This window comes from Streptomyces sp. BK208 (genome assembly GCF_004364245.1).
In the GTDB taxonomy this organism is placed as follows: Bacteria; Actinomycetota; Actinomycetes; order Streptomycetales; family Streptomycetaceae; genus Streptomyces.
On the sequence record NZ_SOAV01000001.1, the window covers coordinates 41,454 to 57,853 of the forward strand.

12 protein-coding genes are annotated in these 16,400 nt (G+C 69.7%); 7 read left to right on the forward strand and 5 right to left on the reverse strand.

The window, feature by feature from the left end; all coding sequences use genetic code 11:
* The first annotated feature begins 47 nt into the window (after positions 1-47).
* Positions 48-563, forward strand: coding sequence for a hypothetical protein (locus tag EV562_RS00215; protein ID WP_243859961.1), 516 nt, complete (start codon positions 48-50; stop codon positions 561-563).
* A gap of 306 nt (positions 564-869) precedes the next feature.
* Here the strand turns inward: EV562_RS00215 and EV562_RS00220 are convergent, their stop codons facing one another.
* Positions 870-1,469, reverse strand: coding sequence for a GPP34 family phosphoprotein (locus tag EV562_RS00220; protein WP_133884564.1), 600 nt, complete (start codon positions 1,467-1,469; stop codon positions 870-872).
* A gap of 913 nt (positions 1,470-2,382) precedes the next feature.
* Here EV562_RS00220 and EV562_RS00225 point away from each other — a divergent pair.
* Together EV562_RS00225 and EV562_RS00230 are read left to right on the forward strand one after the other, a co-directional pair.
* On the forward strand, positions 2,383-4,932 hold the full coding sequence (locus EV562_RS00225; RefSeq protein ID WP_133884565.1) for an ATP-dependent Clp protease ATP-binding subunit: 2,550 nt from the start codon (positions 2,383-2,385) through the stop codon (positions 4,930-4,932).
* Positions 4,933-5,096: 164 nt separating this feature from the next.
* Positions 5,097-5,846 (forward strand): alpha/beta fold hydrolase, encoded by a 750-nt coding sequence (locus tag EV562_RS00230; RefSeq protein WP_243859933.1) that lies wholly within the window; start codon positions 5,097-5,099, stop codon positions 5,844-5,846.
* 186 nt (positions 5,847-6,032) lie between these two features.
* On the opposite strand, the gene EV562_RS00235 is transcribed toward EV562_RS00230, so the two are convergent.
* Entirely contained in the window at positions 6,033-7,241 is a 1,209-nt protein-coding gene (locus tag EV562_RS00235) for a M20 family metallopeptidase (protein ID WP_133884566.1), read from the reverse strand.
* Positions 7,238-8,653: an MFS transporter gene (locus EV562_RS00240; RefSeq protein ID WP_133884567.1), complete on the reverse strand. Its 1,416-nt coding sequence runs from the start codon at positions 8,651-8,653 to the stop codon at positions 7,238-7,240. Before EV562_RS00240 ends, EV562_RS00235 begins: the two co-directional genes overlap by 4 nt.
* 108 nt (positions 8,654-8,761) lie before the next feature.
* Here EV562_RS00240 and EV562_RS00245 point away from each other — a divergent pair, with 108 nt between their 5' ends.
* Together EV562_RS00245 and EV562_RS00250 are read left to right on the forward strand one after the other, a co-directional pair.
* Positions 8,762-9,781 carry an Lrp/AsnC family transcriptional regulator gene (locus tag EV562_RS00245; RefSeq protein ID WP_133884568.1) on the forward strand — a complete coding sequence of 340 codons (1,020 nt, stop codon included), beginning with the start codon at positions 8,762-8,764 and terminating at the stop codon, positions 9,779-9,781.
* A gap of 352 nt (positions 9,782-10,133) precedes the next feature.
* Complete coding sequence (locus EV562_RS00250) at positions 10,134-10,685, forward strand: GNAT family N-acetyltransferase (protein ID WP_133884569.1); 552 nt, start codon at positions 10,134-10,136, stop codon at positions 10,683-10,685.
* A gap of 117 nt (positions 10,686-10,802) precedes the next feature.
* Here the strand turns inward: EV562_RS00250 and EV562_RS00255 are convergent, their stop codons facing one another.
* Entirely contained in the window at positions 10,803-11,996 is a 1,194-nt protein-coding gene (locus EV562_RS00255) for a GAF domain-containing SpoIIE family protein phosphatase (protein ID WP_133884570.1), read from the reverse strand.
* 402 nt (positions 11,997-12,398) lie between these two features.
* Positions 12,399-13,847, reverse strand: a complete 1,449-nt coding sequence (locus EV562_RS00265; protein WP_279588470.1) for an MFS transporter — start codon at positions 13,845-13,847, stop codon at positions 12,399-12,401.
* 668 nt (positions 13,848-14,515) lie between these two features.
* On the opposite strand from EV562_RS00265, the gene EV562_RS00270 reads away from it, so the two are divergent.
* Positions 14,516-15,148, forward strand: a complete 633-nt coding sequence (locus EV562_RS00270) for a hypothetical protein (RefSeq protein ID WP_133884572.1) — start codon at positions 14,516-14,518, stop codon at positions 15,146-15,148.
* A 482-nt stretch (positions 15,149-15,630) separates the two neighbouring features.
* Entirely contained in the window at positions 15,631-16,128 is a 498-nt protein-coding gene (locus EV562_RS00275; RefSeq protein WP_166661503.1) for a cupin domain-containing protein, read from the forward strand.
* Positions 16,129-16,400: the final 272 nt, after the last annotated feature.

Consider the following 16,400-nt stretch of genomic DNA (forward strand, 5'->3'; position numbering starts at 1 on the left):
ACGTGCGGGCCGGCGCCGCAGCCGGGCGCGCGGCGCACCGGCCTCGCGTGCCGCCTGGCCGGGCTCGCCAGCGAGAGCGACGGTCTGGTGCCCCAACGCATCGGGCCGAGCGTGCAGCGGCTGATCGACCGCCTCGGCGACGCGCCGATCGCCGTCTTCGACGCCGCCTGGACCCACCTCACCGACAACGACCTGTGGCCGGCGCTCCCTACCCCGAGGAGCACAAGGCGTCGCTGGTCGCGGACCTGTGCGACGTGGCAACCCGCTATCCGGCCGACCGCGAGCTTCGCGAGATGATCGACGAGCTCCGTCGCCGCAGCGAGGAATTCGCCCGCCTCTGGGCCAGTGGCGCCGCCGGCCACCACGAGACCACGCGCAAGACGATCGACCACCCGCAGCTCGGCCCGATCGGACTCGACTGCGACGTGCTCTCCGCGCACGGCTCGGACGTGCGCATCGTCGTCTTCACCGCCGACCCCGGCAGCGAGGCGGAGAGCAAGCTGCGCCTGCTGTCCCTCGTGGCCGCTGACGACAGGGCCGTCTCGGCGGAGGACGACGCGTAGCCGCTTCCGACATGGTGGAGTGCGAAAAGCCTTCCGTCAGGTCGCTGAAGCTGGAGAGCCGGACGAGTCCCCCGGCTGCTGGTCGAGCCGGTCGATGAGTCGGCGTGACTCTTCGAGCAGCCTCTTCCCGCGGGGTGTGGCGACGACGGGGCGTGTGCGGTGGTTGAAGGTCTTGAATCCGGCGGCGGTCTCCGGCAGACGGTCGGGCAGATCATGCGGGAGACCTCATGCGGAAGACCCCTGGATGACCACCGCGCCGGCAGCGATCACCGCGCCAGCGGGAGGCTGACCTTCACCGGGATCGGCTCATGGCCCGCGCCAGAGGTTGGCGAAGGCCTGGTTCTCGATGGTCCGCCTCTGGCGCACGGCCTCCAGTTCCATCACCGCGTCGTGGACGGAGGCCACCACACTCGTCACGGCTTCGTCATCGAGGACGGTTCCCTCACCGGACGGTTCCTCGCCGATGCCCACAGCCGCGGCGAGGGCGGTCAGGGTGGGTTCCCGGTCGTTCCAGCGGTCGGCCGCGCGGCGGCGGGCTGGTGTATCAGCCGCTTTCAGGCTTTTCGAGCCGATGGGCAGTCGGCCGCTGCGCTGCGGTGTCAGCACACCGCTCTGCTCCAGGGCGGTCTGGTAGGCGGCTGAGAGGTCCCGCCCCCGACGCCACAGCCAGTCCTCGACCCGCTCGTAGGGCACCTGCCGAGTGAGGCCTGCCGCGGCCTCGCCCAGAAACCGGTCGTCGAGTGGCGGCGGGCTGTTCGGCACGATGCGGTCACTGTCGAGCACGACGGCTCCCGCACCGATGAGATCGATCAGCTCGGCTCCCGCGAGTGCGAGGGACAGATCGCCCTGTCCCACGGAGTTCTCCGGGCCCATGGCGATCATGAACAGGTCTTCCGCCGTGGTCATGGTCCGGCTCCCGTCGCAGACATCGGGCAAGGCTACGTCTTCAGCGAACGCGCGACTACGTGGTGTGCAGAGGTTCCCTGAAGACCATACGGAACACCGGCCCGGCGAAGGGGAGGATCGGGGACATCACCTTCGAGGAGTTCACGTGGATGTGCAGGGACGGCATGATCTGCTCCCTGGTTCGGAATGCCCACTGCCTGCCGGCGCTCAACGTTGGTCGTCCCCGTGCCCGGCTCGCTTTGCCGCCACCGGCCCGCAATGACCAGAACAGTCATGTTCAAGGATGCACCTTCGTCCAGCACTGTGCACCGGCAGCTTCCTGGCCCCTGTCTGTGCCGTCGTGGCCGGGACCCGAGTTGGACTCGTGGAGTGAGGACGACGGGTTTCGGGCCCGTGCCGGGGACTGGCGGCGGCGCTGCTCACGCCAGTCCCCGGCACTTCCTGTGCATCAGCGCCCAGCCCGCAACGGCTGGGTTCAGACGGGGGTGACCACCCGGTGCCGGGCAGCGGGAGCGCGACCGGAGCGGCAGTTGGTGTTCGTCGACCGGCTGCAGGTCACGCCGGTGCGCCTGCGAACGAGCTGCCCTGAGCCGAGTCCGGCATGGGCACGGGGTCGGGGTGCTGGAGATGATCGATGCCGGTAGCTCCCACGGCCTCACCTGCACGAGCCGGAAGGCCTCATCCGGAGCGACGACTGCGCCCAGCTTCCGGTGCCGAGGCGGGTCAGCAGCCAGAAGGTGAGGGCGGTGCCGGTGCCGTAGGCGACGTGTGCGGTGTCTTCGATCGTGCTCGCCGCGACGACGTTCCACCATGCCGAATGCTGGAAGCGGACCGCTGACAGTACACCGCTCCGTTTGCAGGACGCCGGGCACAGCGCTTTCGTGGAACTACCGCCGAGAAATCGGGAGTACTCATGTCGACGTCGCCTTTCGGGTTCGGGTCGTCGGATCCGTTCAGTGAGATGCTGAACCGCTTTTTCGGTACGTCGCCCGCGTCGTCGCCACCGGCAGTGCAGCGGGTGCCGATCGGCCGGTTGCTGACGGACGCGTCCCAGGAACTGCTGAATCTGGCAGCGCAAAGGGCGGTGGACGACGGGACGTCGGACCTCGACACCGAGCATCTGCTGTGGGCGGCCACCCAGGTCGATCCGGCGCGCAGACTGCTGGCTCAGGGAGGGGTGGACCCCGAGAAACTCGCCGCCACGATCGCCCAGGCGCTTCCCCGCGAGTCCGGCGAACCCTCTGCCGAGCCCGGCCTCACGCCGGCGGCCAAGCGCATCCTGGCCGCCGCCTTCCGTGAGTCGCAGGCAACCGGTGTGTCCTACATCGGTCCCGAGCACGTTCTCGGCGCGCTGCTGTCCGACCCGGACTCCGGCGCGGGCCGGTTCCTGCGCGCCGAGGACCTCGACGTACGGAAGCTGCGTGGCGCCGGCGAGCAGGCCGCGCGCGCCGAGAGCGGCGCCGCGCCGACGGCCCCAGCCGCAACCCTGGACGAGTACGGCCGTGATCTGACGGAGGAAGCACGGGCGGGCAAGCTGGATCCGGTGGTGGGACGGGCGGAGGAGATCGAGCAGACGGTGGAAATCCTCTCGCGGCGTTCGAAGAACAACCCGGTGCTGATCGGTGAGCCCGGTGTCGGCAAGACCGCGATCGTGGAGGGCCTGGCCCAGCGGATCGTGGCGGGTGAGGTGCCGGGGACCCTGAAGGACAAGCGGGTCGTTTCGCTGGACCTGTCGGCGATGGTGGCGGGGGCGCAGTACCGAGGTCAGTTCGAGGAGCGGGTGAAGAAGGTCATCGAGGACGTCCAGCAGGCCGAGGGCGGGATCATCCTGTTCATCGATGAGCTGCACACCGTTGTGGGGGCGGGTGCGACTGGTGAGAGCTCGATGGACGCGGGCAACATGCTCAAGCCGGCCCTGGCACGCGGTGAGCTGCACGTGGTGGGCGCGACGACGATCGACGAGTATCGCAAGCACATCGAGAAGGACGCTGCTCTGGAGCGCCGCTTCCAGCCGGTGATGATTCCGGAGCCCACGGTCGAGGAGACGGTCCAGATCCTGGAGGGCCTGCGGGACGCCTACGAGGCCCACCACCAGGTGCGGTTCGCCGACGGCGCGCTGGCCGCGGCGGCGGAGCTGTCCGACCGGTACATCAGCGACCGCTTCCTGCCCGACAAGGCCATCGACCTGATGGATCAGGCTGGCGCCCGGGTCCGGCTGCGCAGCGCCTCGCGGTCCACCGAGGTCGTCAGTCGCGAGGACCGGCTGGCCAAGCTGCGGCGCGAGCAGGACCAGGCCGTTGCCGGCGAGGACTTCGAGAAGGCGTCGGAGCTGAAGCGGCAGATCGCCGAGCTGGAGGGCGAGCTCGCGGGCATCGAGGAGCGGCGTGAGGGGGTGGTGTCGGTGACGGCGTCCGACATCGCCGACATCGTCTCGCGCCGCACGGGCATCCCGGTCTCCCAGCTCACCGCAGACGAGAAGAAGCGCCTGCTGAAGCTGGAGGAGGAGATGCACGCGCGGATCGTCGGGCAGGCGGAGGCGGTCACCGCGGTCTCGCAGGCGGTACGCCGCAACCGCGCCGGCATAGGCGACCCCAACCGACCCGTCGGCTCCTTCCTCTTCCTCGGACCCACCGGTGTCGGCAAGACCGAACTCGCCAAAACCCTCGCGGAGCTGCTGTTCGGCGACGAGGACCGGATGATCCGGTTCGACATGAGCGAGTTCCAGGAGAAGCACACCGTCGCCCGCCTCGTCGGCGCACCTCCTGGATACGTCGGCTACGAGGAGGCCGGTCAGCTCACCGAGAAGGTGCGGCGCAAGCCGTACAGCGTGGTGCTGTTCGACGAGGTGGAGAAGGCGCACCCGGACGTCTTCAACACGCTGCTGCAGATCCTCGACGACGGCCGGCTCACCGACGCCCAGGGCCGCACCGTCGACTTCCGGCACTGCGTGGTCATCATGACCTCCAACATCGGCGCCCAGCGCATCCTCGCCCACGAAGGCGACGCCGCCGAGCTGAAGGACGAGCTGATGGAGGATCTGCGGCAGCGGTTCCTGCCGGAGTTCCTCAACCGCATCGACGACATCATCGTCTTCCACAGCCTCACCGAACAGGACCTGTCCGAAATCGTCGACCACCTCCTGGACCGCAGCAAACACAAGGTGCGCGCCCAGGGCATCACCCTGGAGGTCACCGAGGCGGCCAAGAAGCTGCTCGTCACGCACGGTTATCAGCCCGCGTTCGGTGCTCGCCCGCTGCGCCGTACGATCCAGACCGAACTCGACAACCGCATCGCCGAGATCCTCCTCACCGGAGACGCCGAACCCGGGGACACGATCGTCGCCGACGTGAAGGACGACTCGCTGCACTGCACGATCCGCAAACACGACACCGACGGCGGGAGTACGGCAGAGACACCGACGTCGGAGGCGGACGCGTCGACGGAGCCGGACAGCCGGTCCTGACTAGCCACGACTGGCCGCCCAGAGCAGACATGAATCGGCCGGATCCTAGGGAGTGGGCACATCGGCGCATGGCTGGAGACCGAGGGCGTCGACCAGCGCGCTCCCCCAGGTCCGGCCGGTCTAACAAGCGGCGACAGCCGAGTACGGCCAGGCGGGAGCCATGGATGCTGGGCCAGGCGGCCTCGGCCGAAGGTGTGGCGATCACCGGCTGTACTCGCCTGACCTACGATGACGCGGTGAGATTCGTGATGGTGCCGGGCGGCTGGCAAGGCGGATGGGCGTTCGACTCGGTGGCTGCTGAGCTGCGCCGAGAGGGGCACGACGTCGAGGCGCTGACCCTGTCGGGGTTGGAGCCGGACAGCCCGGCCGATGTGATCCGTGCGCCGAACCTCGACACCCATATTGACCAGGTAGCCGAGACCATCGAACGTGGCGACGGAACGCCCGTCGCGCTGTGCGGGCACAGTTACGGCGGAATGGTGATCGCCGGTGTTGCGGATCGGCTCGGCGACCGCCTCGATCAGCTCGTCTTCATCGACGCCTACGTCCCGGACGACGGAGATTCGTGCTGGTCCTTGACCAGCGACAGATTCCGGGAGCTGTTCATGGCGGGTGCCCGCGCCGACGGTCGATGGGTCGCAGTCCCGGAAGGACTCGACCCCCGCGCGCGACCGCACCCCTTGGCCAGCTTCGTCCAGTCGATCAGACTGGGAGGCAATCCCAGCCGTGCCCTCGGCCGAACGTTCATCAGTGGCGGCGCGTGGCCGGGTAGCCCGTTCGTGCCCCTGACCGAACGGCTGCGCAGCGACTCGGACTGGCGGGTTCACGAGATCCCCGTCGGCCACAACATCGCCCGCCGCGACCCGCACACCCTCGCTGCCGTTCTCGGCGCACTGCCGCTCCACTCCGCCTGACATACAGCCGTTCCTCCCCCGGTGCCGTCCTCCTCACCGAGGAGAACGGTCCCCGGATCACGCAGGCACCGCAGGCCCCCCCCCGCGACGGGCGGCGAAGCCGACGCCTGCGTGATCTGTCCGCGCTCGCCGTGGCAGATCTCCCGAGCGAGCTGTGACGCGACTCCTGGACGGGCAACTGGCGGCTCATCGGGCGCCGGCAGCCGCTGTTCGCCGGTCGGCGAGCAGGTCGAGGCAGCGTCTGCGCTGAACCGGGTCCGTCGCAAGGTCGACACCGACGTGGGCGAGGGCGATCGCGGCATCGAGCACGGCGCGGTCGGCTCCCGGGGAGTTGCCGTAGCGGGCGAAGGGCGCGGTGTGGTGGAGGGCGCCCTCGGTGTCGTAGCCGATGGTCGGGTGGAGTGCGGGCATGACGTGGGAGACGTTCCCCATGTCCGTGGACGCAATGACCTCGCCCCGGCGGCTTACGGGGGCGCGGCCGAGGGAGCGGGCAGCACGGGTGTAGGCGGCGGTGAGAAACTCGTCCTGCCTCAGGTCGGCGAAGTCGGCTCCGTGCTCGGCGAGTTCCAACTCGGCGCCGGTGGCCAGGGCCGCGGCCTCCAGGCATGCCCGGACCCGGCGGCGGGCGTGGACGAGGTCTTCCATGGTGCGGGCGCGCAGTTCGTAGCGGGCGCGTGCCGTTTCGGGAATGACGTTGACCGCGCGGCCGGCCTCGAAGACGACGTCGTGGACCAGGACGCCCGGGGGGAGCTGCTGGCGCAGCAGGCCGACGGCAGTGTGGGCGAGGGTGATCGCGTCCAGGGCGTTGACGCCTTCCCAGGGCGCGAGCGCGGCATGGGAAGGCTTGCCGACGTAGGTGACGTCCCAGGCACCGACGGCGAGGGAGGATGCGCCCACGGAATCCTCGGGTGCGGCGTGGACCATGAAGGCGGCGGCCACGTCGTCGAATACACCGGCGTCCAGCAGGAGCGCCTTGCCGCCGATGTCCTCCTCGGCGGGGGTCCCGATGAGCTTCACGGTGATCCCGAGCGCGTCGGCGACGGCGGCGAGACCGAGGGCGGCGCCGACGGACGCGGCGCCGTTGACGTTGTGTCCGCAGGCGTGTCCGATGCCGGGCAGCGCGTCGTACTCGGCGCACAGGGCCACCACCAGCTCGCCACTGCCACGGGTGGCGACGAAGGCCGTCGGGAGGGCGCCTGCCCCGCGGGTGACCGTGAAGCCGGTGGCCTCGGCGAGGGAGGCGATCTTGGCTGCCGACTTGTGCTCGCGCATGGCCGTCTCTGGCTCCGCGTGCAGGCTGTGGCTCAGCGCGACCAGGTCGCGTTCGTGGGCGCGTACCGCGTCGGCGGCCTCGGTGAGCGCGCGGTCCCGGATCTGCGGGGCGTGGCCGGTCATGCCGTCCTCCCGGTCTGCGGGACGGCGGCCCCGGACACGGGGGCGTCGGCGGGGGTTCGGAAGAGCAGGCCGACCGCCGCTCCCCCGAGCGCCGTCACCGCGCACGCGGTCCACGCCCACTGGTATCCCGCGCCCGTGACCGCGCCTTGGGCGGTGGTGTGGGAGGACCACAGGGCGCCGACGACGGCCGCACCGAGCGCCGCGCCGAGCGAGAGCGCCATCTCGTTGACGCCGACGGACAGTGCGGTCTCGGCCTCGTCGACCACCTCGACGGACAGGGCCCGGGTGGCGGACTCGAACATGCCGGTGGCGAGCCCGACGACCAGCGCACCCGCCACGTACTGCGGCACGGACGAGTGGAAGAGGACGAGGCTCAGAAAGCCGGCCGCACCGGCGCAGCCGCCGGCCACGAGCACGGTGCGGTCACCGATCAGCCGGGCCAGCCTCGGCGTGAGCGTGGAGCCCAGGAAGCCGGCGGCGACCATGGCGAGGGACACCAGGGAGATGGCCTGGGCGCCGAGCCCGAGCCCGAACCCGTCGCCGTCCGGTTCGGTCCCCAGGTAGACCGCGTTGGCACCCAGGAACCCGATGGCACCGAAGGCGATGCAGAACGTGTGCGCGCTGACCGCCGCGAGCCGGGGATCGCGCAGCATCCCGAGGTTCACCAGCGGATGCGCCGAACGCTGTTCGACCAGCACCCAGGCGACGATCAGTACCAGCGCCGCTGCGCCCGTCAGCAGCGACGAGCCGGATGTCCAGCCCCATGACTGGCCTTCGGTGAGCACGAGCATCAGCGCGCCGAGCCCGCCGGTGAGCAGCAGCGCGGCGCGCACGTTGAAGCGGCCCGCGCGGGGAGCCGTACTCGTCGGCAGGGCAAGCGCGGCGCCCAGTGCCAGGGCGCCGAAGGGCACCGCGGTCCACAGCCCGGCGAGGGCGTGTTCGTCGCTGAGGGTGCCGGCCACGAACCCTCCCGCGCCGATGGACAGGAGCAGCGCGCCGACCAGCACCGACATACCGACCCGGCCGTGTTCGGGAGAACGCGAGCGGAGGATGCCCGCGAGCAGCGGGAAGAAGCCGACCACGGCGCTCTGCAGCACCATGCCGACCGCGAGCGTGACGGTGGTGGGTCGTGCCGCGATCAGCAGTGACCCGACGGCGACCGCCGTCACGGCGACCAGCAGCAGCCGCCGGTGCCCCCACATGTCGCCCCAGCGGGACAGCAACGGCGTCAGCACGGTGAAGGCGATCTGCGACAGCAGGTACAGATTGTTCTGCCCCACGCCGCCGACCCCGACGTGCGCACCGACGACCGGCAGCAACGGAGTGAGATATCCCTGGACGACACCGCTGCACACCACGATCACGATCATCGCTGTGATCAGCCCCCGGCCCCGGCTGATGACGTTCGTCATGGCCCCACCTTCTTGTCCCTGGCTGGAATACGACGTGGTGGCTAGAGTGCGACCGCAGGGCCAACCAGGCGCGAAAAGGGAAGAGAACCGGCAGCAAGAGAGGTCAGCGTGTTGGATTCGGTCACGGTGAGCGAGTTGGACCTCGCTCTCGTGCACGCCCTCCAGGTCCGCCCGCGGGCCGCCTGGACGGATCTGGCACCCCTGCTGGGCGTGACGTCGGTGACTCTCGCCCGCCGCTGGGAGCGCCTCGCCGAGGAGGGGCTGGCTTGGGTGTCGGCGGTCCCCGGACCGGCCTTCTCGCACGGCGGCTGCACTGCCTTCGTGTTCCTTCGTTGTGCGCCGGCGGCGAGGGAGCGACTGGCCGCGCAGATCGCGGAGCTGCCGGAGGCGGCGACGGTCGAACTGCTTGCCCCTGGGCGCGCCGACCTCATGCTGGACGTGCTGGCACCCGACCTCGCAAGTGTGCACCGCTTCGTGCACGAGCAGTTGGCCGCCCTGCCCGAAGTCCTCGACCTCGAGTGCGTCTTCGCCACGTCTCTGTACGCCGAGGGTTCCCGATGGAGGCTCGGCTCCCTCGACGCCTCCCAGCTCTCCGTACTCGGCCGGCCGGGGCCTGCCGACCAGGCGGGCGGGTCCCTCGGCGACCTGAACACGCTTGACCGTGCCCTGCTGTACGCGCTGGTGCGGGAAGGGCGGGCCCGGTTCACGGACTTGGCCGATCTCGCCGGGACCAGTGCCGCCACCGCGCGCAGGCGCCTGCACCGCCTCACCGCCGGTGGCATCGTGGGGTTCCGCTGTGACGTGGCTCCCGTGGTGTCGGGCCTGCCCGTGTCCGTCACCTTCCGCGGTCGCGCCCCAGCCCATGACGTCAACCGTCTGCACCGCACCCTCGCGACGCTGACCGAATGCCGGTTGCTCGCAGCGGTCACCGGAAGTGACAACGTGCTCGCCACCTTCTGGCTGCGCGACATGGGCGCGGTCCAGCAGCGCGAGACAGCGGCCTGCGCCCAACTGCCCGCCCTGAGCATCACCGAGCACGTCGTCGGCACCCGTACGGTGAAACGAATGAGACACCTGCTGGACGAAGCAGGGCGGCGCACAGGGGTCCGCCCGATCCGACCCTGGTAAGCCGGCCGGAACTCGCCCTGGAGAGACGGACTCTCCTTCCGCATCACGCAGATCGAAACGGGCCAGCCCGGCGCGGGGGGTCGCAGGCTGCAGGAGCGCGCTACGCAGTTCCGCCTTTGTCCCAGGGACACCACGGCCAGCGGCTGGTCTCGGGGTCTGGCCCCTTCCGGGCGCGGGCTCGTCCTGTTCTCCCTTGAGGCGGGCCTGCCGAGCACGGCGGCCCGCATGGCCTGCCAGTCCTGCGTGCGCCACCATCGGAAGGTTCGTTCGGTGGTGACTCGGCGAGAGGTGGGCTCCGGGCTGGGACCCTGCCTCCGGAACACCCTTACGGGTGTGCGATAGGTTGCACGCCATGACCGAGCTCGGACCCGTCGTCTGGCCGCCTGCTCCGATCAGGACCAAACGGCTCGTACTCCGCGAGTCCGAGGCCCGGGACCGTGCTGCGTTCATCGAGCTGTTCGCCTCAGCAGAGGTGCGCGCCCATCTCGGTGGTCCTCGCCCACGTGATGAGCTCGAGCGCGCGGTGCCTGAGGTACCCGGGCAGCGCCCTGGTCTTTTCGTGGTCACTCTCGACGAAGCGATGATCGGCGTTGTCACGCTCCTCGATCGGCGCGACGCGGAGCGTCCGGGACACGTTCGTCCGGAGGCGGGAGAGGCCGAGCTCGGCTACATGTTCCTGCCGACCGTGTGGGGATGCGGGTACGCCGCAGAGGCGTGCGCGGCAGCACTCGACTGGTTCGCCGACGCGCTCCCCGGCGAGCCGGTGGTGCTGTGCACCCAGACCGCCAACAACCGCTCCATGAGCCTCGCGGCGAAGCTGGGGTTCGTCGAGGTCGAGCGGTTCGAGGAGTGGGGCGCCGAGCAGTGGTTCGGCGTGTGGTCCACGGGCCCACCGTTCGGCTGAGCCGGGACGTCTCCTTCCATATCGTCGAGACCCGCGGTACCTGGCGAGATTCGGATCTGGCGGCTCGGAGCTGATCCGTCGTTGTGCAACCCCTCCCCCGTAGCGATCCGCATGCAATCAGGTGCCGATGCCGGCTCCGCGGCCGTGAGGGCAGGGGCCGTGCCAGTCCAGGCACAGGACGGTGGCGTCGTCTCTCACGTAGCCTTCGCATGCTTCGGTGACCGCGTTGACCATGGCTCGCACGGTCTCCCGGGGGTGCTCGGTAGCCGTGTCGCGCAGGAGAACGGGCAGGTCGACAGCCTGTGCCTGTCGTTCTTGCACACCGTCGGTGTAGAGCAGGAGGCGGTCGCCGGGACGCAGGTCGAGGTCTTGCACCTGGTAGGCACCCTGGGCGGCGATGCCGAAGGGGAGGTTCACATGCAGTTTCACTGCCTCGACGGCGCCGTCGCGTAGCCGCAGGGGCCAGGGGTGGCCCGCGTTGACGAGCTGGGCACCGGTACCGTCCAGGGCGATGCGCAGCAGCTGGCCGGTGGCGAATGTGCTGCGGCCGTGCTCGACAAGGGCCTGGTGGGTCTGGCGGGCCTGCTCGGCAAGATCGGTGCCGGCGCGGCGGGCACCACGGGAGGCGTTGACCGCGAGAGTGGCGATGAGGGAGGCGTCGACGTCGTGGCCCATGGCGTCGGTGATGGACAGGTGCAGGGTGTTCTCGTCGAGGCTGTAGTCGTAGGTGTCACCGGCGATGTCGGACGCTGGGACCAGGGCACCGGCGAGAGTGAACTCGGCAGCCTCGCAGGAGGGTGCCGAGGGCAGGAGCTGGCGCTGGATCTCCGCGGCCAGGGTGACCGTGGCAGTGCGGTTGCCCCAGTGGTAGAGGTCGGTGAAGCGGCGGTCGGTGACGATGACGTACGCCAGTGCGTGCGCGGCCTCAGTCACCTGTTCCAGTACGTCCTCGGTGACGCCGGGGAGGTAGAGCTCCAGCACCCCGATGGCGTCGCCACGATTGGTGACCGGGGCAAGCACCCGCTGGTCACGTCCGTCCTCAGGTGCCACCACCGGTTTCTGGGTGCGCAGGACCTCGTCGTAGGCACTGCCGTCCAGGGGAACCTGATCGGCGCCGCGTTCCTGTGGTGTCGCCTTCTCCTCGTGGACCCGCAGCAGGCGCCGGCCGACGACGTCGAGGAACAGGAACGACACATAGCGCGCCCCGAAGCGTTCGCGCAGATTGTGCGCTACGACATCGAGGGAGCGCACCGGTGCGGCGTCCTCCGCCGCGGCCAGCACCTCGGCCAGTCCGATCCGATCACGCTCCACAACAGCCTCCCTCAGTCACGCACTCTCCTTCCCCATGCCACCTCAGGCATGACACCGGCGCCCTCGCCCCAGCTCCTGCCGGTGAACCTCACGCGACACGCAACTCGAACACACGATTTAATATCTGATGCGGGCGCATACCGCCTGGAACGCCGCCTACCAAGCATTCACTACACCCACTGCACCCCCAGGGCGGCACCACAGCCCCGCACCGCCGCCTGCAGCGTTTGTCCGTACGGCTGTGGTGACGCCCCTGCTGGAAAACCGCCCCCTCGGTACCGGCGGCGCGTACCGAGTTGCGCCAGCTGGTCCGCGCCGTCATAGCGGTCTTCGTCGTCGGCTCGGAGGTTCGCGGCGGGGTTGCGCAGATCGAGTGGTCCAACGACCTCGGAGGTCTCGTCCTCAGGGTTTCTCAGGCGTCTTGGCCATGGCCGCGGCCAGCGCTGCGAGGAGGAGGACGCCCGCCGACCACCAGGCCGCGACGGTGAAGCCGTCCACCATTCCCGCTTCCAGATCCCGGCTCCGGGACGGATGGGCGTTGATGTAGCGGGTCGCGGCGGACGACGCGATCGTGTTCAGCAGGACGGTGCCGAGGGAGCCGCCGATCTGCTGGAAGGTGGAGACGGTCGCTGAGGTCACTCCGGCGTCCTTCGGGGCGACCCCGGCGGTCGCCGTCGCGTAGACCGGCATGAACGTCAGCCCCATGCCCAGGCCGAGCAGCACCAAGGCGGGCAGCACCCCGGTGGTGTAGGCGGAGTTCGCACTCAGGCGGGTCAGGAGCAGCATGCCGACGGTCGCGAGGAGCATGCCGGGGGCCATCAGGTTGCGGGGGGCGGTGTGGGGCAGGAGCCGGGCGGCGATCTGCGTGGCGCCGATGACGATCGTGACGGACATCGGAAGGAACGCCAGGCCGGTCCGTACGGGTGAGTAGTCGAGGATGTCCTGGAGGTAGTAGGTCAGGAACAGGAAGGCACCGAACATGGCGACGGTGGCCAGGCCCATCGTCGCGAGCGCCGCCGCACGGGTTCTGTCCCTGACGATGTGCAGCGGCAGCATCGGATGCTCGGCGTGGGACTGCCACCAGACGAAGACGGCGAGCAGGACCACTCCGGCCGCGAACAGGGTCAGGACCAACGGGTCGGCCCAGCCGACGGATTCGGCGTCACTGGAGCCGTACACGATCGCCACGAGCCCGCCGGAGGCGAGCAGCGCACCGGGGACGTCGAGGCGCACCCCGCGCTGACCGGGGCTGTCCTTGAGGAGGGCCAGCGCGCCACCGAGAGCGGCCAGCGCGATGGGGACGTTGACGTACAGGCACCAGCGCCAGGTCGCGTACTCGGTGAGCAGGCCGCCGACCAGCAGGCCGACGGCGCTGCCGCCCCCGGCGAGCGCGCCGTAGATCCCGAACGCTCTGCCGCGCTCGGCGGGGTCGGTGAACGTCGTCGTCAGCAGCGACAGTGCGGAGGGGGCCAGGACGGCCGCGCAGGCCCCTTGCAGGGCCCGCGCCGCGAACAATGTTCCGGGGCCGTCGGCCGCACCTCCGAGCGCGGAGGCGGCGGCGAATCCGACCAGGCCGATCATGAAGGTGCGTTTGCGGCCGACCAGGTCGGCGATCCGGCCACCCAGGAGGAGCAGGCCGCCGAAGGCCAAAGAGTACGCGGTAATCACCCACTGCCGGTTCGCATCCGACATGCCCAGTCCGTCCTGGACGGAGGGCAGGGCGATGTTCACGATCGTGCCGTCGAGAATCACCATGAGCTGGGCGCCTGCGATGACGGCGAGGGCCCACCACCGCTTCGGATCGGGCAACTCGGCCGCGTTCGCAGTGGTGTGGGGCACCGGCGTGGGCACGGTGTCCCCGGAAGAGGACTGCTTGGTCAAGACGATCACATTCCGTGTCGGAGGTGTAGGAGCAGACGCGCGGTCCTGCACCCCGGGACGCGACACAAGGGATCGCGAGAGCAGCGGACACCACCATGAGGTGCCGCAAGGGGGAGAGTCCTACCGCGCGCCGAACGGGGGCACACGGCCGGGGGCAACTATGGCCGCAACACTCGTTGTCCAGTTCCAGTCCATGTTTCCCACCTCCTCCCGGCCGGGCACGCGGTACACATCGACGCCGAACGCGCCGACCGGTACGGCGGTGACCCGCCGCACATGACGTCCCACACGATAGGTCAGCCGACCGGCGACGCAAACGCATTTACCCAGCGCCTGGGTACGAGCTCCTCACGCTTCGACGAGATCCCGTCGTGCTCAGCAGGTGCGCGGCCGGGTGTCTGCGACGGTCACGATCGACCCGGGCCGAGGAACAGCGCCCGCACCAGGCGCTCAACCCCTACCTCGACGCAGAAGTCACCGAACAGGTTGAGTACTCCACGGCTTTGACCCGGCTGGATGTCCTGGACCTGGTTGCGATGACGTCGTGCCGACCTGTGCGTCCAGCCGTGCAGGACCAGCAGTCACCTGCGGGGCGACTCGGTCGCAAAGCCACTACAGGTGCCGAATAAGGTGTGCCCATGCGAATAAAGATCGTTGCTGCGGTTGGCTGCGCCCTCTTGCTGGCCACGGGCTGTGCGAACGGGGAGTCGGGCTCGGACGACGCCGGGGCCGAGCCCGCGTCCACGGCCACGTTGCTCCCGCAGAAGTTGACCAAGCCGGCCACCGCCGTTGTCGACGACGAGATAAAGCCGTCCCCGGCCGAGGATGCTCCCTTCGCCGAGCAGTTGGAGTACGAACTGCGTCGCCGCACTGTGAAGATGGCTCATGCGGAGGGCGACACCACTGCCACCTGCCCGGCCAACCTTGCCTCCACGAAGTCCACCAAGGCGACTTGTGCCACTACATTCGACGGTGTCAAGGTCGAGTGGGCGGTGACCATCGGCGACAACGCCGCCTGGTCCGACAACTACGTGCAGTACGACGCTACTCCGGACCGCGGGATCCTCACACGGGAGGGCGTCGCCCGGTACCTGTATGGGAACAACAGGGACTCCATCGACTACGCGCTGTGCAGCGACATTCCCAAGGCCGTCACGGTCCCTCTCGACAAGGACAACAAGTACCGCTGCGAGGTGGTCCGCAAGGGCCAGAAGCCCACCGGCTATTCCAACAAGGTCTGGGCCACCGAGTCAGGTCCACGGTCCTACTGACCATCTCTGCAGGCAAGAAGATCGCGCACCCGATCCGCCGATGAACCGGCCACCACGCTGCTCGCGCTTCCGAGGCGGGTGTCCCGGTCACCGTCAGTGACGGCCGTGGCAGAGGGTGAGCCGGGCGGGTCGGGGTGCCCTGGCGTGGGGCGAGCCTGATCGTCTACCGTCGACCCGCCGATCTGCGAGGCGTACCCGGCCACAGCAGGGCCGGACGGTCAGTCATCTGTACCGGTGAAGGCAATCTTCTTCGTCTGTGGTCTGCGGGCCCGGCATGGTACGGGAGGATGCCCGGTGCGCTACCTGTGGAGTTCACCCCTGACCAGGTCCAGGAAGCCAGCGGCCTGTCTGACGACCGTGCCCGTCCGCCCCTCCGGCATTCAGCAGAATGCCTCAGCCGTGGGCTGCGGTTCGGAACCGGCATGCGGCCGGTCCGGTACGGCGTGATGATGGTCGGACCGACGTGCGGAGATGGAGGCGGCGTGAGTGATCCGACGGTGATCGCGGCAGGGCAGGGACGGCAGTTCCGCGGCCCCACCGGCGCCCCCATGACGGTCAAGATCGACGGAGCGGTGACGTGCGGGGCGTACTCCGTGATCGAGTACTCCCACGCCGCCGGGGCACCGGGGCCACCCGCGCACGTGCACGAGCGGCACGAGGAGGCGTTCCGGGTTCTGGAGGGGGAACTGAGCCTGGACGTCGACGACCGGACGATCACGCTGGGTGCGGGCGAGTACGCGGTCGTACCGCGCGGGGCGGTGCACCGCCCCTACAACGCCGGCCCGGTCGGGGTTCGATTCCTGTTCATCACCTCGCCGGCGCTCGACGGCTTCTTCGCGGAGATGGCCGAGTTGAATGCGGCCACCGACGGTCATCCGTCGGCGCAGGCCTTGCGGGACCTGGGCGCACGCTGGGACTGTCTGTTCACCGCCTTGCCCTCCGGTGACACGACGACGCGGATGCTGAACGAGGAGCAGTGAACCGGCGGGATCCGAGGCACCCGCCGCCATGATCCGGCCCTGCTCGGCCAGCGTTGGCACCAGAGTCCGCAACGATACCCCCATACCCGCTGCCAGTGTGGCCGCGGCGCCCGCCGTGCAGCAGTGCAACGTCAGGAAAGCGCCGGTGGGCGGTAGCCGGCGCAAGAAGGGCACACCGCCCGGCCCGCGGCGCAGTGACATCGTCCACACAGGACGAGCGCGAGGAAGGCAGCTACCGCGCTCAGGGCGCAGGTCCGCACCATCCCCGGGAC